The 19399-nt window shown below is 57.6% G+C and carries 18 protein-coding genes and 1 pseudogene; 7 read left to right on the top strand and 12 right to left on the bottom strand.

The annotated features are described in order from the left end of the window. Positions 1-131: 131 nt before the first annotated feature. Positions 132-1445, bottom strand: a complete 1314-nt coding sequence (locus tag ABIE13_RS00305; protein WP_354440149.1) for a DUF11 domain-containing protein — start codon at positions 1443-1445, stop codon at positions 132-134. A 298-nt stretch (positions 1446-1743) separates the two neighbouring features. Between ABIE13_RS00305 and ABIE13_RS00300 the strand changes: the two are divergent. Beyond that, a pseudogene (locus ABIE13_RS00300) lies at positions 1744-1977 on the top strand (IS5/IS1182 family transposase); the annotation flags it as partial. Positions 1978-2236: 259 nt separating this feature from the next. Continuing rightward, a complete protein-coding gene (locus ABIE13_RS00295; protein ID WP_354440148.1) occupies positions 2237-3394 on the top strand; it encodes a hypothetical protein in 1158 nt (385 codons plus the stop codon). Positions 3395-3433: 39 nt separating this feature from the next. On the opposite strand, the gene paoC is transcribed toward ABIE13_RS00295, so the two are convergent. The 4 genes from paoC to ABIE13_RS00275 all read right to left on the bottom strand — a co-directional run bounded on the left by paoC (position 3434) and on the right by ABIE13_RS00275 (position 8256). Further along, a complete protein-coding gene (gene paoC, locus ABIE13_RS00290) occupies positions 3434-5641 on the bottom strand; it encodes an aldehyde oxidoreductase molybdenum-binding subunit PaoC (RefSeq protein ID WP_354440147.1) in 2208 nt (735 codons plus the stop codon). Positions 5642-5643: 2 nt separating this feature from the next. Further along, positions 5644-6594 (bottom strand): FAD binding domain-containing protein, encoded by a 951-nt coding sequence (locus tag ABIE13_RS00285; RefSeq protein WP_354440145.1) that lies wholly within the window; start codon positions 6592-6594, stop codon positions 5644-5646. After that, entirely contained in the window at positions 6591-7229 is a 639-nt protein-coding gene (gene paoA, locus ABIE13_RS00280) for an aldehyde dehydrogenase iron-sulfur subunit PaoA (protein WP_354440144.1), read from the bottom strand. The genes ABIE13_RS00285 and paoA overlap by 4 nt, the downstream gene beginning before the upstream one ends. A 193-nt stretch (positions 7230-7422) precedes the next feature. After that, positions 7423-8256: a hypothetical protein gene (locus tag ABIE13_RS00275; RefSeq protein WP_354440142.1), complete on the bottom strand. Its 834-nt coding sequence runs from the start codon at positions 8254-8256 to the stop codon at positions 7423-7425. 503 nt (positions 8257-8759) lie between these two features. On the opposite strand from ABIE13_RS00275, the gene ABIE13_RS00270 reads away from it, so the two are divergent. After that, entirely contained in the window at positions 8760-9515 is a 756-nt protein-coding gene (locus ABIE13_RS00270) for a YdcF family protein (RefSeq protein WP_354440141.1), read from the top strand. A 93-nt stretch (positions 9516-9608) separates the two neighbouring features. On the opposite strand, the gene ABIE13_RS00265 is transcribed toward ABIE13_RS00270, so the two are convergent. After that, positions 9609-10580, bottom strand: a complete 972-nt coding sequence (locus ABIE13_RS00265; protein WP_354440139.1) for a Bug family tripartite tricarboxylate transporter substrate binding protein — start codon at positions 10578-10580, stop codon at positions 9609-9611. 262 nt (positions 10581-10842) lie between these two features. On the opposite strand from ABIE13_RS00265, the gene ABIE13_RS00260 reads away from it, so the two are divergent. After that, the gene (locus tag ABIE13_RS00260; protein ID WP_354440137.1) at positions 10843-11547 is read left to right on the top strand and encodes an HAD family hydrolase; all 705 of its coding nucleotides are present in this window, start codon (positions 10843-10845) and stop codon (positions 11545-11547) included. A 51-nt stretch (positions 11548-11598) separates the two neighbouring features. Here ABIE13_RS00260 and ABIE13_RS00255 read toward each other — a convergent pair whose 3' ends face one another. Continuing rightward, complete coding sequence (locus ABIE13_RS00255; RefSeq protein WP_354440136.1) at positions 11599-12441, bottom strand: dienelactone hydrolase family protein; 843 nt, start codon at positions 12439-12441, stop codon at positions 11599-11601. Positions 12442-12501: 60 nt separating this feature from the next. Next, on the bottom strand, positions 12502-12747 hold the full coding sequence (locus ABIE13_RS00250; protein ID WP_354440134.1) for a hypothetical protein: 246 nt from the start codon (positions 12745-12747) through the stop codon (positions 12502-12504). A 102-nt stretch (positions 12748-12849) separates the two neighbouring features. On the opposite strand from ABIE13_RS00250, the gene ABIE13_RS00245 reads away from it, so the two are divergent. From ABIE13_RS00245 to ABIE13_RS00235, 3 genes are all read left to right on the top strand, one after another. Next, positions 12850-13329, top strand: a complete 480-nt coding sequence (locus ABIE13_RS00245) for a nucleoside deaminase (protein ID WP_354440132.1) — start codon at positions 12850-12852, stop codon at positions 13327-13329. Further along, entirely contained in the window at positions 13326-14519 is a 1194-nt protein-coding gene (locus ABIE13_RS00240; RefSeq protein WP_354440130.1) for a cyanate transporter, read from the top strand. Before ABIE13_RS00245 ends, ABIE13_RS00240 begins: the two co-directional genes overlap by 4 nt. Before the next feature lie 213 nt (positions 14520-14732). Further along, positions 14733-15122, top strand: a complete 390-nt coding sequence (locus tag ABIE13_RS00235) for a COG4315 family predicted lipoprotein (RefSeq protein ID WP_354440128.1) — start codon at positions 14733-14735, stop codon at positions 15120-15122. A 119-nt stretch (positions 15123-15241) separates the two neighbouring features. Here the strand turns inward: ABIE13_RS00235 and ABIE13_RS00230 are convergent, their stop codons facing one another. The 4 genes from ABIE13_RS00230 to rbfA are packed head-to-tail and all read right to left on the bottom strand — an operon-like array spanning position 15242 to position 19364. Then, complete coding sequence (locus ABIE13_RS00230) at positions 15242-16162, bottom strand: DMT family transporter (protein ID WP_354440126.1); 921 nt, start codon at positions 16160-16162, stop codon at positions 15242-15244. Positions 16163-16191: 29 nt separating this feature from the next. After that, positions 16192-18018 carry a translational GTPase TypA gene (gene typA / locus ABIE13_RS00225; RefSeq protein WP_354440124.1) on the bottom strand — a complete coding sequence of 609 codons (1827 nt, stop codon included), beginning with the start codon at positions 18016-18018 and terminating at the stop codon, positions 16192-16194. Continuing rightward, complete coding sequence (truB, locus tag ABIE13_RS00220; RefSeq protein WP_354440123.1) at positions 18015-18986, bottom strand: tRNA pseudouridine(55) synthase TruB; 972 nt, start codon at positions 18984-18986, stop codon at positions 18015-18017. Before truB ends, typA begins: the two co-directional genes overlap by 4 nt. Before the next feature lie 3 nt (positions 18987-18989). Continuing rightward, positions 18990-19364: a 30S ribosome-binding factor RbfA gene (rbfA, locus tag ABIE13_RS00215; RefSeq protein WP_354440122.1), complete on the bottom strand. Its 375-nt coding sequence runs from the start codon at positions 19362-19364 to the stop codon at positions 18990-18992. Positions 19365-19399: the final 35 nt, after the last annotated feature.

Raw genomic sequence — 19399 nt, 5'->3', positions numbered from 1 at the left:
GCAGATCGATTGTTGATGCAAGGGCCGCGCGCGAAGGCGCGCCCAGGCGGTGGGATGGAATGGGCGGAATCTTTGACTGCGAGGTCTCGAAATGCGCCGCTGGAAACTCTGGAGAGATGTTAAAGACAGACTTAGGGCGACTTCTTTCTGCGCGTGAGCCCTGCCGCCCCTGCCACCAATCCGGATAGCAACAGCGCTCCCAAACCACCAAGTGCAGGCACTGCTGTGGTCGTGCCAGCTGTTGATCCACCTGCTCGGGTGTTGGTGTCGGTTGCACTGACGCTGCTGCCAGTGTTGTCCGGGCCAGGCGCCGCGGTCGCCGTATTCACTAGATTGCCAGTGAAATTGGCGGGCACTTTCAGCGTTAGTTGGTAAGTCACGATGCCGTCTTTTGGTAAGGTGACGATGTCATCGATAGCCCCGCTCCCACTCGCTTGGCATGTGGCGCCGCCCGTAGCACTGCATGTCCAGTTGGCAGTCGTGATACCTGCAGGCAAGGCATCGGTCACCTTCGTATCAATAGCGGCAAAAGGCCCGTTGTTCTGTACAGTGATGGTGTAGACCACATCACTGCCCGGCGCGTACGTGCTATTGCCGTCGGTCTTTGTGATCACTAGCTCGGCAGGGAAGGCGATGACCGCGTTAGGGCAGTTGGCGCCGTCGTTGGTACCCGAGCCCGGCGCGCTGGAGATAAGAGTTTTCTTGCCCGTAGTCAGGTTGATCTTGTAGAAACCGCTACCATCGTTAGCGGAGCCGAACAGCCCATTGACGCCGCCAAACTGCGCGCCCAGCACGCCGCCGGTGGCATCAGGGGTACCGATTGCAGTCACAGTGGCTGGCGCGGTTGCAAGGTTGATGGAGTAAAGCTGCCCATTGTCCCCAACCGCATAGAGTCCACCTCCTGCTCCTCCCACCCAAGCCAAGTCGGATATCTGGATGGACTGATCGAGGGCAATCCATGTGACGGCTTTTGTTGTGACGTTGATGGCCGCGATTGCGTCATTATCGCCAGTCATCTTGACGTAGTACACGCCATCGCTTCCCACTGTGCCAGCATTGAAAGGCGTGCCGCTAACCAGGTCGATATCGTGAGCGGTTACCGCACCAGTGGCGGGATCCACCGTCAGAAAATCGTTGCCATTGGTGACTATCGAGAGGGCGTAAAGCTGCGTGCCGTCCGGCGACATGCCCAGCGAGTTGTACCAACCATCGTTGGTGCCAATAGGCGTGAATGTCATCGGGGACGTCGCGGTGGAGATGCGGTTGAGCTGAGTTTGATCACCTTGCGACAAAAACAAGCTGCCATCACAGGTAGTTTGCGCCATGGCCAGCCCCGGCGCAGCCATGACTGTCACGGCGAATAGGCAGAGCGCACGTCTAGCTTTCTTGACAGAGTGGGATTGCAAAGTGGCAAAGCTGGAGCAAGCTCGGTTATCCAATGTCATAGAAGCAACCTTGTAATGAAAAGCGTTCGGAGTAAAACGGAAATCGGTGTCATGCCGGCAAGCATCGGCGGTACATCTACGAAGCCACCCTTCAGAAAACAAGTAGCTGAAGAATGATGTTGTAAAAATCAATGAACAGCAGCCATTCTTTCATCAAAAAATATTCGGTTTATCTGTAAATTTCGATATCTCTTTGATTCTTAGCGTCAAAATGGATCCGCGCAGGAAATAATTGATATCACCCCATGCAGATGGATCAAACAGCCCTAGCCTCATTGGCCGACCAGATAATGCACCTCATCGCAATGAAGCGGTCAAAGCGCGCAAACAAGTGGGGCGTGCTATCTGGAAATGCTGGAGCGGCTACCACCGAAGGTCATTGGTGGAGACCAAGATGAATTGCTTTAAGCGCCTGGGCGAGAAAGTGATGGTCAGAACGTTTGAGCGGCAGGTGGCAAAGCTCAGCATTCGCACCTCTATCCTTAATCAGTTCACCGCACTTGGCACGCCCCAGACGGCCGCTGCTTCATAAGGAGGCCCTGGGGTCGGGAATTGCTCGGCCTCTGGCCGATTTATGCAACAACACCGTTTATTGGTTGATCTAAGTGATTTCAAAGATTATTCCTCGTAAGGATTAACCCTTGGAAAATCAATCGTTCATAGTCCTTATTGGCTGAAATGATGCAGTAAGATGAATTAGGGACTGCGTTCAAAGCGCTGTATAGACGCACGTCAAGGCTTGATGAACTAGAAAAACTGAAGGCCAAAAATGGCCTCTTGGAGACGGCTACATGGACAATGTCGGTTCCCCGCCTGAAGGAATCAGCATCAGCTTTCCGCCTGAATCAGATGCCCATCACATGCACGATCAGGTCACCCAGATACTGCGGCCGCTGGGCGGGTTGGACTGGTGTATGGGAGAGTCCCTTGACCTGCCGCAAGGCAGAGTATGGCGACTGCGTTTGAAGGAACCGCATTTTGAGATTCTGCTGCCCTCACATGACACGCTGGGATTGCGACAGCGGTTAACTCAGATTACCAATATCAGCGGCAATGACCTGCTGATGCTTGAGGTGTGGGTGGCCCTGCTCGGCGCGCCAGTCAGAATTGACTTCGCAGACCTCGATGAATTGCAGGCGCATGTGCGGATCAGGTGCAACATCGCTCGAGCGGCGGAGAAAACTGCACTGGCCTTTAAAACCGATGCAGCAGAAAGACCCAGCGCTTTCTGGCAGGATCAACCGGGTACAGGGTTCTTGCTCAAACCGGAGGCGAGCCTCACAGATGCGCTCACAGCAGCGACGCAGCCCGAGCGTACCGGGCGCTTGTATGAATTTTCCTGTTATCGCGCGACCGAATACGTCATTTTGCTTGGTATCGCGCAAGAGGCTGAATGCTCGCGGCCAGGCTTGTACGAACAGTTGGAGCGTACGGCCAGAACGCGTTGCATCAAGTCCGGTTCATTTCACGAAGTTTTTCTTTCTGAGTACGGTACTGCTGATGTACCCATACCCATGAACTACTATGTGCCAGGTGATCGGGTGTGGTTCAAAAATCCTGATGAACCCTCCTCGAATGCCTCCGGGTATGAGGGATCCTGGGTCATCTACCTTGGGGATGGATGCTTCAGCAATTTCTGGAAGCGAGACAGCCCGTATACGCTACAAGACAAGATGCTGGAGATCTACCATTGGCGCGACGGGGCTTACCTGGACGACCAATCCATGCTTCAGATGAATGAAAAATTGGTCGAGGACAAAGTTGCTTCAACGCAAAAAAGCCCCGACAGAGCGCAACAGGTTCTCAATCGAATGATGCGTTACCGAGATTTGATGGGTGTTTACTCCGAAGGGGGCAGCATTGATTCAAGCCGCGAATTTCCGAGAGATCTCTCAAGCATTGCTGCATCTCTCGCAAAAGAAACAGCTCACTCAAGTACCAGCCATTAGGACCATGCTGTTTGACCTACTCAGACCCAGTCCTCCCGATCAGGTGACTGGGGGCATCTGATGCAGCAACTTGTCCAAAGTGATTGGATAGTCGCGAACTCGCACGCCAGTTGCGTTGTAAACGGCGTTGGCTACAGCGGCGGCTATTCCGCACAAGCCTAACTCGCCAACACCTTTCGCTTTCATCGGTGAAGAAATAGGATCCGTTTCGTCCAGGAAGATGACTTCCTGGTGTGGGATGTCAGCGTGTACAGGCACCTCGTAGCCGGCCAGGTCATGGTTTACGAAAAAGCCATGTCTTTTGTCGACTGCAAGCTCCTCTATCAACGCTGCACCTACGCCCATCGTCATGGCGCCGATGACCTGGCTACGCGCGGCCATTGGATTGAGTATGCGCCCGGCTGCACACACGGCCAGCATGCGCCGCACCCTGATTTCCGCTGTAGCGGCATCCACACCCACCTCCACGAAGTGGGCACCGAATGTGGACTGCACGTACTTCTTCTTCAGATCCCCGAACTCGATCTTGTCTTCAGCGCTCATGTCCTCCGATCCCGCCACCTCTGCAAGAGCAACGGCGCGGTCACCCGAGCGGACCATGCCATCCGCAAACGTGGCGTCTGCGACATCGAAACCCAGTTTTTTTGCAATGTCGCCGCGCAACTTCATGCAGGCGGCATATACACCTGCCGTCGAACTGTTGGCACCCCATTGCCCTCCAGATCCGGCAGATACAGGGTAATTCGAGTCTCCCAGACGCACGAACACCTTGTCCAGAGTCAGCCCCATCGTCTCTGCCGCGGTCTGGGCAATGATGGTGTAAGAGCCAGTACCGATATCGGTCATGTCCGTCTCGACGGTAAGGCTGCCATTTTTGTTCAGCCGAACGCGCGCGCCGGAGTTCATCACAGGGTTACCGCGGTACGCGGCGGCCATGCCCATACCGACCATCCAGCGGCCATCACGCACCTGTGCCGGACGCGCATTGCGTTTGTTCCAACCGAAATGTTGCGCGCCTGCGCGCATGCACTCGATCAAGCGACGCTGCGAGAACGGCCGCTTCGGGTTTTCCGGATCGACCTGAGTGTCGTTAAGCGCCCTTAGCTCGATGGGATCCATATCCAGGCGCTCGGCTATCTCGTCCATGGCGCTTTCCAGGGCCATCATACCGCTGGCCTCACCTGGGGCGCGAAGAGCATTGCCCTCCGGTAGGTCCAGGACGGCAAGACGCACGTGGGTTTCTCGGTTCGGCGCGGCATACAGCAACCTGGTCTGATCCACTGCAGGTTCAGTGGATCCGCCAGGAAGGTTTCCCGACCAGCTCAAATGTGAAATCGCAGAAAGCTTCCCGTCTCGCGTGGCGCCAAGACGGATGCGCTGGATAGTGGCGGGGCGATGAACTGTGTTGTTGGCGATCAATGACCGCTGCAGTGCAACCTTGACCGGACGACCTGCAACCCGCGCGCCCAACGCAGCAAGCAATGCGTCAGCTCGAATCCAGAGTTTGCCTCCAAAGCCTCCTCCAACGAAGGGCGACACAACGCGCACATCGGACTTTGGGATGCCCAAGGTCTTGGCCAAGTCCGACGCGCTCCAGTCGATCATCTGGTTGGCAGTCCAGACCGTCAACTTACGGCCTTCCCAAGCAGCCGTGGTTGCGTGCGGCTCCATCATTGCGTGAGTCTGATCGGGTGTCGTGAAGGTCACATCCAGTTGCACCGGAGCCTCGGTAAAGGCTTTGGCGAAATCGCCCCGTGTCTTCTCACGAGGGCTGCCGTCTGATGAGCCAGGCATGGGGGCCGAATCTTTCGCCACGGCAAGGTCAAATTCCCCGGAGCTAGTGGTGTACTCGATTTTCACAAGCGCGGCTGCGGCGCGAGCTTGCTCGAATGTCTCAGCAACGACCAATGCCAACGCTTGATGGTAGTGTTCGATGACTGGACCGCCCAATAGCTTGGCAGTATTGAACTTTCCCTTGCCGAGCTTTCCCGCGTTGCGCGCATTGATGATGGCCAGCACGCCGGGTGCAGCCCGCGCCGCGCGCAGATCCATGGATGCGATTCGTCCCTTGGCAATGCCTGCTCCCACGACATAGCCGTAAGCCGCATTGGGCGCGACGTCGTGACGCTCGTAGGCGTACGGCGCCAAGCCCGTGGTTTTGAGAGGGCCGTCTATTCGAGGGGTGGGCTTACCTACTATCTTGAGTTGATCAATGGGGTTGTTGGTTGCTGGTGAATCAAACTTCATGATCAGCTCCGGGCCTGCAGCAAGACCGATGCGAGTGTGCGCTCGACCAAAGTCAGCTTGTAGGCATTATCGTGGCTGGGTTGGGCACCCGCCAGCAGACTTGCGGTCACTTCCTTGGCGCCTTGTGGCATGGCGGCTTCCGAAGCCTCGACGCGCCAAGGCTTGTGGGCCACGCCTCCTAAAGCGACCCGCCCCGAGCCGTCTCTCTGCACCACAGCAGCTACGGAGACGAGCGCAAATGCATATGAAGCGCGGTCGCGCACCTTGCGATAAATGTGAACACCGCCCAGCGGCTTAGGCAGCGTGACGGCAGTGATCAACTCGTCGCGCTCCAACACCGTCTCGATGTGCGGTGTATCTCCGGGCAAAGTATGGAAATCGGCGATGGGAATGGTGCGCGATTGGCCATCAGGCCGAACAGTCTCTATGGTGGCATCCAGCACACGCATCGCCACCGCCATGTCGCTGGGGTGGGTAGCCATGCAGGCCTTGCTATGGCCCATGACCGCGTGAAGCCGAGTGACACCGCCCATGGCACTGCAGCCGCTTCCTGGGTTGCGCTTGTTGCAGGCCTGCGCCGTATCGTAGAAGTAAGCGCAGCGAGTGCGCTGGAGCAGATTTCCCGCAGTTGTGGCCTTGTTGCGTAATTGGCCTGAGGCGCCTGACAACAGCGCACGCGACAAAACTGCATAGTCTTTGCGTACACGCTGATCAGCGGCCAAGTCGGTATTGCGGACCAATGCACCAATGCGCAATCCTCCGTCGGCCGTAGTTTCGATTTTGTCCAGCCCCAACGCATTGACATCCACCAGGTGCGTTGGCGCTTCTATTTCCAGCTTCATGAGATCAAGCAGGTTGGTGCCGCCCGCTATGAACTTGGCTCCCGGCTGCCGCGCCACCGCGGAAGCAGCTTGAACGCCGGTTGTGACACGCTCGAATGTAAAAGCCTTCATGCTCGGCCCCCTGCAACTTCGATCATCGCTTCGACAATGTTCGAATAGGCGCCACAGCGGCAAAGATTGCCGCTCATACGTTCGCGCAGCTCCTCTGGCGAGAGCAAGGGCTGCGACGTCAGATCCGCGCTGACATGGCTGGGGATTCCTTGCCTGATCTCATCGATTACCGCGACGGCAGAGCAGATTTGCCCAGGGGTGCAGTAACCGCACTGGTAGCCGTCATGTTTCACAAAAGCAGCCTGCATGGGATGCATCCGTTCAGGAGTACCAAGCCCCTCAATTGTGGTGACCTTGGCGCCTTCATGCATCACGGCCAGCGTCAGGCAGGAATTGATTCGCCGACCATCCACCATCACGGTGCAGGCGCCGCACTGTCCGTGATCACAACCCTTCTTCGTTCCCGTCAAGTGAAGATGCTCCCGCAATGCGTCCAGCAAACTGGTGCGGGTATCCAACTCAAGCGTTTTCGGCTCATCATTGACATGCAACGTGACTCGCACGAGGGTAATGGAAGACTTAGAAGGAGTGCCTGGAGATGCCATTGTCGTTTCAGGTATTCCACCGGTTGCTGTAGCGGCACCCACCAACAACGTATCGCGCCGCGTCATCAAAAAAGGGCTGGGGTGATGCATGTCACTCCTTAGGGTGGTTCGTGGGAAAGTATGGCCAACGGAACCCAGATAGCTGGCGAGATAAGCCCAGCTTTCCGCGTAGGCGTATAACGACTGTAAATGCCCAAGCCCAAGTGAGCAAGTGCGTGTGCACGCTTATGAGAGCCGAGCAGGAGCTCGGCGGTCCCAGGTGAACAGCCGACTTCGGAGTACCTTAACGACTGTCGCTTTTGGCCTGAACAGCCCGCGTTCGCGCTCTGGCCGACGCATGGATTTTCCGATTGACGGGCTCGTCCTTGAGCGGATTACTGCGCGCTGCTGCAGCTGGCATGGAAGAAGGGACCGCCCCTTGGGATAGCTTCGTAACTGAATCGCCCAAAACCTGCTTGCGTTTGCTCGAGCGAGGGAGACTTTCCCTGGCTGCATCCCCGCCGTCTTTTTGTTTGGTGACCACGGCTTTTCGTACCGCTTTGACAAGCTCAGTGACGGCTTTGGTCTTCGGCCGCTTGGCACTTGTTTTCTGTGAAGCGACAGGCTTTGTGCTTTCAGCCTTCACCGCCCGCTTGCGCACGACCTTGTGCGCTTCGTCTTCAGCCGCTTTGTTCGCCCTTGCCAGTTGTCTGGGGGATGCCGCCTTGGTCCCCGCTGTAACGATGGCCCCCCTGCCCTTCTGCCCTGCAGCGCCAGATCGACGTGCGGTGGGCCTGGAGGAAGCATTCCCAACTTTCGCGTCACTTTCACTGGACTGATGCTTCAGGAGCTGATCTTCAAATCGAGAAAGTATTTCCTGAAAGACATCGGACTTCAATTCTGTTCGAGAATTTTCTCCACCGAGCGCCTTGCGCTTGGTTCCGGACTGGGCTTGAGTGGAAACCGATTGCCTCCGAAACAAATCGCGGTACTTATCGCGCAGCGTTCGCGACCTCTTGATTTTTGCCTCGAGCTGCTTAGGAGAAAGTGACCTGACAGCATTCATTCTGCTGGCTTGAAACAGGTCTAGCTCTGGATTAGTTAAAAGATTTTGGACGTCTCTCTTCTGATATGCCATGGGCTCTCCTAAGTTCAAATTACAGTTGATGGAGCGAGATCAATTTCTAAAGTTCAACTTCCTTGCAGATTGAATATCTAGGGCGTGTTCACACTAAATTCACCCCCGCGCCGGAGTTTGCCGGGCTGCAGCGCAAGGCGCGCCGTGCCATCAAGGTAACGGAGGCGCAACGCGGCAATCCGGCGCGGCCGGCATAGGCCCGGCAAACACCGGCCCGGAGGGTGAGACTCTGGCAAACCGCACTCGGCGTTGCAAACCCTCGCCGGGTGTCCAACCCGACTGCGGTTTGCGCCTTGATTGCGGCTCGCCAAAGACTCACGCGGGGGTGAATTTAGTGTGACCACGCCCTAGAATTCTCACGTGGAGTTTCATTCTGCCAACTCAGGATCGGGTGTGATGTAGGTGAATCTCCAAACATCGACCGATGAAGGCTTTTTTGGAGACTGCGTTTTTAGAGCGTTGAAGTGATCTTGGACATAAAGCAAAAACCGTTGAGATATCTGTTGGCCGCCACAAGCCTGCTGCTACTAGGCTTAGGCCTCGCCCCCTTGATTGCAGGAAATTTTCATCTGGGTGTGGCCGTGCCGATGGTGCTGGGCGCCGGCGGCTTATGGCTGGCTTGGCAATGGCAAGCGGTGCGCCGTTGGCGTGCAGCCGCACCATGGCGTCGGTGGCTCTGGCGCGCTGGCTGGAGTGCGCTGGCGGCGTGGACCGCCAGTGTGGTGGGGCTGTGGATGATGATTGCAGGTATGGGGTTTGAACCTCAAGCAACGCCCCGGGTAGCAGCGATGGTTGTCCTTGGCAGCGGCACGCAAGATGGTCACCCGCGCGCACCACTTGCCTTGAGGCTGGACACAGCTGCTGAACTGGCAGCGGCGCAGCCTGACGCCATCGTCGCGGTGAGCGGAGGCGTGGATTTTGGTGAGAAAGAAAGTGAAGGCATCATCATGGCGCGCTATCTGGCTGCCAACCATGGTTTGCGACAGAGTGCCGTGGTGGTTGAAGAGGTCAGCACCAGTACCGAACTCAACCTGGCATTGACCAGGCCATTGCTGGAGCAGCGCGGCGTCGATTTGAATCAGCCCATCGCCGTTGTGACGAGTGACTTTCATCTTTGGCGCGCCTTGCGGATTGCCAAGCGCCAAGGCTATGTTCAGCCGGTGGGCGTCGGCGCTCCAACACCGCTCATCATTCGTTTCAACGTTTGGCTGAGGGAATATTTTGCCGTGGCGAGCAGTTGGGCGCTGGGTGAGTGGTAGCAGACGTCAGAAGCTCTGTCTCGGCTGAACTCAACGACACCACACTCTGGCAAGCTCTGCATGGAGCGCACTTCCCCAGGTCAAGGCGCTAAGCTACTCGGCCTTAATGCCTAAGTCCTTGATGAGCTTGCCCCACATCGCACCTTCGTCGCTTATGGTTTTGTCCAGGGCTTCTGGAGTGCCAGGAAGGGGCACCGCGCCCATGCCTTCGATCTTTGTCTTCACATCCGGACGGGCCAGGATCTGGTTGATCGCCGTGTTGTAGCGTCTAGTGATAGCTGGGGGCGTTTTGGCCGGGATCACAAGCGCCAGCCAGCCTAGCTTCACGAAGCCTTCCACACCAGACTCACGAACGGTCGGAACGTCTGGTAGTTGCGGCAGACGTTGATCTGGCGTGACCGCAATGGCCTTCAGTTTTCCCGCTTTGACTTGAGGAAGTCCAAGTGCCACCGAGGAAATGGTGAAGTCCACATGTCCGCCCAGAACGTCGGCCTGTCCGGGAGCAAGGCCTTTGTAGTGGACCACGGTGATCGGCACCCCGGTCTGGATAGCCAGCCGCTCTGCCATCAGGTGTTGAGGCGTACCGGCTCCCGGCGAAGCAAAGGAAAGCGGCTTGCCGGATCGACGTGCATTGGCAAGAACCTCCGCCAAGGTTGCGCCTGACACCGCAGGATTGGCCACAAGCAAATAAGGAGTACCCGCCACCATACCAACCGACTGGAAAGACTTGATGGGATCAAAGGAAAGGTTGGGATACAGCGCAGGGGTTGACGGGTGTGAGTTATAGATAAGCAGCATGGTGTTGCCATCGGCTGGCGCACGAGCGACGAATTCCGCTGCGAGGTTTCCACCAGCTCCGGGTTTGTTTTCGACGATAAATGACCGGCCTTCCGCGGCGGTCAGCTGCTCGGCCATCAATCGCGCCATGATGTCCGTGATCCCTCCCGGAGCGTTACCGACGATGATCTTCGACACCGCTCCGGGTGGCACTGTCTGAGCACTTGCCAAAGGATTGAGCGCAGTGAGAACGAGGGTCAGGGATAAGAGTTTGAAGATTCGGCGCAAAGCATGGCTCCTGAAATTTATAAGATTTACATGCCATATTATCTTATTTGCCTACTATTAGGCATAGCTAGCCGTCTTAGGTGATCTACCACCCTCGCCCACCCTAGGCAGGTCCCCTAAGCGGCCCCCCTAGCCAGGCTCCTTGGCCAGGCGCTCGTGGGAGAAGAGGAAGTCATAGACCTCTATTCCAGCTGGGACGACCTGAAGGGCCAACATCCCAGGAGAAATTGGGGGGTAAACCACATGCGGTATTCTGGCGGCCATGCTCGACATCAATAAAATTCGCGCCATTTCCCTTGACCTGGACGATACCCTCTGGCCGATCTGGCCGACAATCGCAAAGGCTGAAGCTGCTCTGGATGCCTGGCTTCTGAAGCACGCTGTTGCCACGCGCACCCTGCTCTCCGATCTGGAAAAGCGGCACTTGATTCGCGAGCAGGTTGAGCACGACAACCCACAACTGGCGCATGATGTCGCTTCACTCAGAAAAGAAGCCATTCGTTCGGCCTTGCGATTGGCTGGCGACGACGAATCGATGACGGATGTTGCTTTCGGCGTTTTCATGGATGTTCGGCATGAGGTGGAGTTCTACGAAGACTCTCTGGAGTCACTCCAATACCTTGCCGGGCGTCTTCCCTTGATTGCATTGTCCAACGGCAATGCAGACCTTGGCCGCATTGGCGTGTCGCATCTCTTCAGCGGTGCGCTCGCCGCTGGGAAGTTTGGTGTCGGCAAACCTGACATCCGAATTTTTCAGGCTGCAGCTGATATGGCCGGTGCCCCGCTCGAGTCCATATTGCACGTGGGTGACGACGCCTCGCTTGATGTGCTTGGTGCTCATGCCGCAGGCATGAAAACCGCCTGGGTGAACCGAGGTGATCACCCTTGGACTCACGATGTACTGCCAGACTTGCAGATCACCAATCTGCACGAACTCTGCGCCTTGTTCAAACAAGCACCGGCTTGAACCACGCCCCTACCGCAAGGTCAAGGGCGTCATCACCGCCGGCGCCTCCAGTCAGGCCAATCCGCTGTTCAGAGTAGCCAGCAGCCTTGCCCATGCACGGTCTGCCTGCGCAGCATCGTAGACACGACTGTCGGGCGGGCACCAGCCGTGGGCAGCGGGGTATACCTCCACCTCTGCTGGCCGCTTTGCGCTTTCCAACGCCGCGCGCAGTGCGTTCTTGGCTTCGGGCTCTTTGGTGTCGTCGTTCTCGGCAATGGCAATCAAGTAACGTGCCTGAGTCTGGCCCACCAGGCGATGAGGGCTGTCTGGAGCTGGGGTCACCATGGCTGCGCCATGGAAGCTGGCCACTGCGCCCACGCGATCCGGTGCCACAGTGGCCGTGCGTACGGCAATGGGGCCGCCCATGCAGTAGCCGGTGGTACCGATTTTCTTGGTCTTGTCCACTTGGGGCTGGGTATCGAGCCAGCTCACGAAGGTCTTGCCATCGCTCAAGTGCATGGCCGGCGTCAAGGCCTGCATCAGGGGCCTGACCTCCTCAATGGGCGTTTGGCCGCCTTGAGCTGCAGTGGGCGCTTTCTTCTGCCGGTAAAACGGGTTGACCACCAGCACGCTGTAGCCAGATTCGGCCAGCCTGCGCCCCATTTGCTTGAAAGCGGGCCGAAGGCCAAATACGTCGGGCCACACCAGCACGCCGGGTGCGGAACCCGAGCTGGGTGCGACAAAATAGGCGTCGCAGGTACCGTCAGGCGTGGTGATGGTCACCTCACGCTCGGTCACGGCCACAGCGTTCGCCACGCCAGGCAACACGGCCAGCACGCCGGCCGATGCCGCCCAGGTACCGAAGTCACGGCGGGTGTATTTGCTCAACTCTTCCTGGTCATTCACATCACACATGGATGGCTCCTTTTAGGGGGGTTCAAATCACAGCACAGCTTATGCCACGAATCATGACGATCAGCAAGAACGCAACTTCTCAGGGGTTGTAGGGAGAGGCTTCGACAAAGCGCCACCGAAGCGCCCCATGGAGACGATGAATGCGCCAGTCATGAACTGTGAACTCAATCCACCGGCCTGTTCCGCCGGTGGAATGGCACGAGCGCCAAAGCGGCGGACCAGATCCAACAAGGTGAATACCAGGCGCTCTACGGATCCAAAAAACAGGAAACCCTCCATGGGGTGAATCATGATGCGTGCATTCACTTGCATAGCCAGAAAAATGCAATGGGGACACCATGGCCATCAACAAGGCAAAATCCTGACGCAAGTGATCGCAAGGCCGATTGAGCTCAAATAGGAAGTACGATGAAAGAAGAGATTTTTCTGAAGAAGGCTATAGAGCTGGCGCGCGCCAACATCGATCAGGGTGGCCGGCCATTTGGGGCAGTCGTCGTGCGCGATGGCCAAGTCATTGCCAGTGGCGTCAATGAAATCCATTCCACCAACGACCCTACTGCCCACGCCGAACTCACCGCGCTTCGTGCTGCCAGCCGCGCACTCCAATCGCCTGATTTGAGAGGCTGCGCCGTGTACGCCAGCGGGCATCCTTGCCCCATGTGCATGGCTGCCATGCGGATGGCGGGTGTCGAACAAGTGAGGTATGCCTTGACCAACGACGATGGCGCGCCGTTCGGGCTTTCGACCGCTGCCGTCTATGAAGATCTGTCCAGACCTTTTTCCGAGCAGAGCATGGACATCCAACACATGCCGGTAAGTACGGAGGGCCAGCCGGAACTCTACGAGCAATGGAATCAATGGCGGAGTCCGCAGGCTAAAAAGGAATGAGGGCCCAGCGCCCAACATCGGCCAACCTCGTGTTGCTGGCCGCGGTTGCGTTGATAGCGCTGAATCTGCGCCCATTCATGACCGGTATTGGACCGCTTGCCATCGACATCACTCAGACCACTGGGCTGCAGTTGCAAGGCATGGCCCTGCTTACTTTGGTTCCCATGCTACTGATGGGCCTGTTCGCGTTCGCCGGGCCTTTCTTGCACAACCGAGCGGGAGCTCGGCGCTCCATTCTTGCCGCTCTGGCTTTGCTTGTACTTGGCTCATTTCTTCGGCTCTGGACGACCAGTGGATGGCAATTGGTGGGCACTGCTGCGCTGCTAGGTCTAGGCACAGCTGTGGTACAGGCATTGCTACCCGGCATCGTCAAGCGCATGTTTCCCCGCCACGTAAGCATGGTGATGGGCTTGTATTCCGCGATGCTGATGGGAGGGGGCGCGCTGGGTGCTCAAATATCTCCGCTGGTGACGTCCACCACCGGGGATTGGCATATTGGCTTGGCCTGGATGGCCTTGCTGGCTAGCCTTGCGTTCGCCCTTGGGGCTTTCACACTACCTGATGATGAAGCAGCTGGAACGGGTCGAATCGCAGTGGGCGAGTACTTACGGCGACCCCGGGTGTGGCTGCTGATGGCCTGCTTCGGGTTGGTGAATGGAGGTTATTCCACCGTGGTGGCCTGGCTATCACCTTTCTACCGCGAGCTCGGATGGAGCGCGACTGCCAGCGGAAGCCTGTTGGCTATTTTGGCAGTCGGCCAGGCAGCCTCGGCCTTGTTGATGCCGGTGTTGGCTCGCACGAGCGAAGACCGGCGCCCGTGGATCTGGCTGGCGCTGGCGATGCAAGTGATGGGCTTCACTGCGCTTGCATTTTGGCCAGAAGGTGCACCGGCCATCTGGGCCTTGCTTCTGGGAGCAGGGTTGGGTGGCTGCTTTGCACTCACCTTCATCGTGGCGCTGGACCATCTTTCAGATCCCGCCCAAGCCGGGGCACTTTCCGCACTGATGCAAGGTGGTGGGTTTCTGATTGCAGCCATCCCGCCCTGGATCGTAGCCGTACTTCACGATTACGCAGGAGGCTTTCTGGCCGGATGGCTGCTCCACTTGAGCTGCGTTGGCGTGGCGATCGTGTTGGTGAGTCGGTTGAGGCCCGCAAGTTATGCGAAATCCATGGCCATGACCGATCGATGAACACTATCCAATTGCTTCCCCATGCGATTTAGAGAGGCTGCAGGCTGAGGGAGCCTACGGTCAAGCCTGCGTCGATGCGCAATCAATAGTAGGCACGAAGTTAGCATCCTGCTCCATCATTTTTGCCCCTCCGTCATCAATATGCCATCTGTCCGACACATATCGGTTGGACACATGAGTACACTGCTGAAGTGTTCTAACCAAGGGGAAAATATGAAACTCGCAGGGATTGCTCTTATCGCCGCTCTGGCACTGGCGGGCTGCGGCAGCATGGGTACTTCAACGTCCAAGCCCAGTACGCCCGCGCAGGCCGCTGACGGCACGCTGATCGGACCCAACGGCAAGACTTTGTATTTCTTCAGCAAGGATACAAAAGGCAGTGGCGCATCTGCGTGCTATGACACGTGCGCCAAAAACTGGCCGCCGCTGGACGTAGCCTCAACGGCTCAGCCCATTGGGGACTACAGCATCATCATCCGTACAGATGGTGCGCGGCAGTGGGCCTACCAAGGTCAACCGCTCTATTACTTCGTTAAAGATGCAAAGCCTGGTGACAAAACCGGCGACGGCGTTGGCGGCAACTGGAAAGTCGCCAAGCCGTAAGTAGGCGCTTGGGGTTGGGCGAGAGTGCCACTTTGCACGCTCCCTCACCCTGCCCTTTGAGCGCCCTTTGAGCGCCCTTTGACTGCCCTTTCCTTCATGCGGGAAAGGGCGGTTCGAGCTTACTCCACAACCTGAATGCGGGGGGCGGCCTGCCTGCTGCGCCAGCCCAGAAGCTCATTGACGAGCAAGGCACCCACCACGAGAGATCCGCCCACAAGCACCTCTTTGCCTGGTGCTTCGCCTGCACCCAGCCAGGCCCAGAGAATCCCGAAAATCACTTCAAGCAAGGCCAGCAGAGAGACTTCCGGCGCCTTCAGCACGCTCGCACACAGAACGCAAAGCACACACGGTATAGCCAACTGCACCACGCCCAGCAGGGCAAGCCAGCCTAGGTCCGCTGCCGTTGCTGAGAATGGAAATGCCAAAGGCAGTGTGGCAAGGGTAGAAATAACTGCACCTATCAGCACGGCTGGCACCAGATCTACCCGTTCGCCTTGAGACTGGCTGCGTTGAACTACGGTCCAGTTGATCGCACTTCCTATGGGGACGCCAAGGGCCACGGCCATGCCCGCCAAGGAGGCTTCTGCGTCGAATTGGCTCGCGAACATGTAGAAGATGCCCGCACCAGCCACCAAAATAGCCCACCCTGTTCGGGCAGGCATGCGATGGCCTATGGCCACTCTCGCCACCAGAGCGGTCAACAGAGGTCCTGCTGCCATGGTGACCAACACATTACCCACACTCGTGAGCGTGAGGGCCAGCATGAACGCAGTAAACATCAAAGACCAGCACACGCCCGATAGCAGCAAGGCCTTGTGCCGCCAGTCCACCCTGCGATGCCAGCCCGGGCCTTGCCACAAAGGCAAGATGACCAGCAGGGCCAGCAGCGTGAAGAAGCTGCGCCAGAAGGTGACTTCGAAACCTCCGGCGCTGGTCAATTGGCGTGTGACTACGCCAGCAATGGACCACATCAGCGTGACCGCGACCATGCTCCATACGGCACGGGCGTGGCTCCAGGCAGGAGTGGCTGATTGGACCATTTGTCTACCTACCCTTACGGGCAAGCGTGTCAGGCTTCGCGGCTGGCGCGCTTGCGATCATGTTCCTTGAGGTGGCGCTTACGCAGACGGATGCTCTTAGGAGTGATTTCGACGAGTTCGTCGTCCTCGATGAACTCGACGCCGTATTCCAGCGTGAGCATGATCGGTGGCGTGATCTTGATCGCGTCTTCCTTGCCGCTGACCCGGAAGTTGGTCAGTTGCTTGGTACGGGTAGCGTTGACGACCAGATCGTTGTCCCGGCTGTGAATGCCGACGATCATGCCTTCATACACAGGGTCATTCGGACGTACGAACATGCGACCGCGGTCGTCCAGCTTGCCCAGGGCATAAGTGAAGATCTCACCGTCGTCCATGCTGATCAGCACGCCGTTTTTGCGGCTGCCAATATCGCCTCTGTGCGCTTCGTAGCTGTCGAAGATGTTGCTGATGAGACCAGAGCCGCGTGTCAGGTTCAGGAATTCGTTGGAGAAGCCGATCAAGCCACGAGCCGGGATACGGTACTCCAGGCGCACACGACCGCGGCCATCGGGTTCCATGTTGACGAGGTCACCACGGCGTTCACCCAGGGCCTGCATCACACCACCCTGGTGTGCTTCTTCGATGTCAGCCGTCACCAGTTCGATAGGCTCATGACGCTCGCCATCCACCTCACGGAACACCACGCGCGGCTTGCTCACTGCCAGTTCGTAGCCTTCGCGGCGCATGTTTTCCAGCAAGATGGTCAAGTGCAATTCGCCACGACCTGACACTTCAAAAATGCCGTCTTCGTCTGTTTCACGAACGCGCAGTGCCACATTGCTCTGAAGTTCTTTCTGCAGGCGGTCCCAGATCTGGCGGCTGGTCACGTACTTGCCTTCACGTCCAGCCAGCGGGCTGGTGTTCACGCAGAAGTTCATGGTCAACGTGGGTTCATCCACATGCAGCATGGGCAGAGGCTGCGGGTTGGCCGGGTCCGTCAGCGTGACGCCAATACCAATGTCCGCTATACCGTTAACGAGCACAATCTCGCCGGGGCCCGCTTCTGTGACCTGAACGCGGTCTAGGCCTTGGAAAGTCAGGACCTGGTTCACACGGCCTTTGAAGGTCTTGCCGTCAGTGCCTTCAGCTACGACCACGTCCATGCCTGGCTTGACGGTGCCAGCGCTGATGCGCCCAACGCCAATACGACCGACGAACGTGGAAAAATCCAGCGCAGAGATCTGCAATTGCAGTGGTGCAGCAGGATCGCCTTCGTGCGCAGGCACGTGCTTGAGCACGGTTTCGAACAGGGCAGACATGTCTGGACCCCATTGCTCGCCCTGCTCGCCTTCCACCAGCGACGACCAGCCGTTGATACCCGAGGCATAAACCACTGGGAAATCGAGCTGTTCGTCATTGGCACCGAGTTTGTCGAAGAGTTCAAACGCGGCGTTGATCACATGGTCAGGACGGGCACCGGGTTTGTCGACTTTGTTGACCACCACGATAGGCTTGAGACCCAGGGCCAACGCTTTTTTAGTCACGAAGCGCGTTTGCGGCATGGGGCCTTCTTGCGCGTCAATCAACAGCACCACGCCATCCACCATGGACAGGGCGCGTTCGACTTCACCGCCGAAGTCCGCGTGTCCGGGCGTGTCGACGATATTGATGTGTGTGCCACCCCAGGACACAGCGCAGTTCTTGGCCAGGATGGTGATGCCACGCTCGCGTTCAATGGCGTTGTTGTCCATCACGGTGTCCACCACTTTTTCGTGGTCGGCGAAGGTGCCCGACTGACGAAGCAGTTGGTCAACCATGGTGGTTTTGCCATGGTCAACGTGGGCGATGATGGCGATGTTGCGGATTGGTTTGCTCATACGATAGCTTCAGGTTGTTGGCTGCGTGGAGACGCAGCGAGGATCTGCTGGATTTCAATTGGGCTCAGCAAGCGCGCCGGGATGAGTTCTCCGGACTTGACGTGCGCGGTGCCAAGAAGGGCATGCGGCTCGCGGCCGAATACTGCTACGGTTTCGTTGTCGGGCCACGTGCCCCGACGCCTCATACCACTCAGGAACCGTCCGGCATCTTCGCCGTCTAGCGTGACAGGTGAGTGATCGGGCAAAAGTGCCTCGGGCAACAAGAGTCGTTGAAGACGTTCTACCTCCGGCAGAGCCTCCAAGGTCTCCAGACTGAGGCATTGGGCCGCCCCGAAAGGGCCAGTGGCCACGCGGCGCAATGCCGTCAGGTGACCACCACATCCGAGAGCTTCTCCGATATCCTGGCCCAGCGTCCGGATATAAGTGCCCTTGCTGCAACTGACAAAGATATCCAGAGTCTCAGGATGGAGCCCTGGCTGAATCTTAAGCGAGTGGATGTTGACATCACGAGAGGCTCTTTCAACCTCTATGCCTTGGCGGGCGTACTCGTACAGCGCTTTGCCGTCTTTCTTGAGCGCGCTGTGCATGGGCGGTACTTGGGAGATAGGCCCAGTAAATCGCAGGCGCACCTCTTCCAGCTGGGCTGCAGTGATGGTCGGAACGGGTCGCCGTGAGGTCACCTCACCTTCGGCATCACCGGATGAGGTACAAATACCGAGTTGGATAGTGGCTTCGTAGGACTTATCAGCATCCAGATGGATTTGGCTGAATTTGGTGGCTGCGCCAAAACAGAGTGGCAGCACACCCGTAGCCAAAGGGTCTAGCGTGCCTGTATGGCCCGCTTTTTCAGCGCGCAGCAACCATTTGGCCTTTTGCAAAGCCTGATTACTGGACAAACCCAATGGCTTATCCAGCAGGAGCACCCCGTGCACGGGGCGCCGGACGACCCTCGTGCGCGGCGCGTTCATACGTTACTCTTCGGAATCTTTCGAACGAGATGAAACGGCCTTGGCAATCAAGGCGTTCATATCGGCCGCACGTTCGATCGTGCGGTCAAAAAGAAAGTGCAGCGTGGGCACAGTGTGGATATGCAACCGCTTGAAAAGCCCGCTCCGCAAGAAACCCGCAGCGGCATTCAAGCCTTCAGCGGTCTCTTCTGGATCTCCGGTCAACAGACTGAAGTACACCTTCGCATGCGCGTAATCTGGTGTGACTTCAACTGCGTTCAAGGTCACCATGCCCACTCGCGGATCTTTCAACTCGCGCGCGATCAACTCGGCCAAATCTCGCTGGATCTGGTCGGCAACCTTGAAACTACGGTTAGGCGTAGTGCTTTTTCTTGGCATGGCGAATGCGTGGAAGCTGCTGGAGCTGCCCTTGC

Source organism: Ottowia thiooxydans (assembly GCF_040548795.1).
In the GTDB taxonomy this organism is placed as follows: domain Bacteria; phylum Pseudomonadota; class Gammaproteobacteria; order Burkholderiales; family Burkholderiaceae_C; genus Ottowia; species Ottowia thiooxydans_A.
This window is presented reverse-complemented; position numbering and strand designations above follow the sequence as displayed.

Coding starts and splice junctions, on each gene's coding strand:
- paoC (WP_354440147.1), bottom strand. CDS start 5,641: ATGAAGTTTGATTCACCAGCAACCAACAACCCCATTGATCAACTCAAG.
- ABIE13_RS00240 (WP_354440130.1), top strand. CDS start 13,326: ATGAGGGCCCAGCGCCCAACATCGGCCAACCTCGTGTTGCTGGCCGCG.
- rbfA (WP_354440122.1), bottom strand. CDS start 19,364: ATGCCAAGAAAAAGCACTACGCCTAACCGTAGTTTCAAGGTTGCCGAC.
- typA (WP_354440124.1), bottom strand. CDS start 18,018: ATGAGCAAACCAATCCGCAACATCGCCATCATCGCCCACGTTGACCAT.
- ABIE13_RS00285 (WP_354440145.1), bottom strand. CDS start 6,594: ATGAAGGCTTTTACATTCGAGCGTGTCACAACCGGCGTTCAAGCTGCT.
- ABIE13_RS00305 (WP_354440149.1), bottom strand. CDS start 1,445: ATGACATTGGATAACCGAGCTTGCTCCAGCTTTGCCACTTTGCAATCC.
- ABIE13_RS00230 (WP_354440126.1), bottom strand. CDS start 16,162: ATGGTCCAATCAGCCACTCCTGCCTGGAGCCACGCCCGTGCCGTATGG.
- truB (WP_354440123.1), bottom strand. CDS start 18,986: ATGAACGCGCCGCGCACGAGGGTCGTCCGGCGCCCCGTGCACGGGGTG.
- ABIE13_RS00260 (WP_354440137.1), top strand. CDS start 10,843: ATGCTCGACATCAATAAAATTCGCGCCATTTCCCTTGACCTGGACGAT.
- ABIE13_RS00245 (WP_354440132.1), top strand. CDS start 12,850: ATGAAAGAAGAGATTTTTCTGAAGAAGGCTATAGAGCTGGCGCGCGCC.
- ABIE13_RS00255 (WP_354440136.1), bottom strand. CDS start 12,441: ATGTGTGATGTGAATGACCAGGAAGAGTTGAGCAAATACACCCGCCGT.
- ABIE13_RS00275 (WP_354440142.1), bottom strand. CDS start 8,256: ATGGCATATCAGAAGAGAGACGTCCAAAATCTTTTAACTAATCCAGAG.
- ABIE13_RS00235 (WP_354440128.1), top strand. CDS start 14,733: ATGAAACTCGCAGGGATTGCTCTTATCGCCGCTCTGGCACTGGCGGGC.
- ABIE13_RS00295 (WP_354440148.1), top strand. CDS start 2,237: ATGGACAATGTCGGTTCCCCGCCTGAAGGAATCAGCATCAGCTTTCCG.
- paoA (WP_354440144.1), bottom strand. CDS start 7,229: ATGCATCACCCCAGCCCTTTTTTGATGACGCGGCGCGATACGTTGTTG.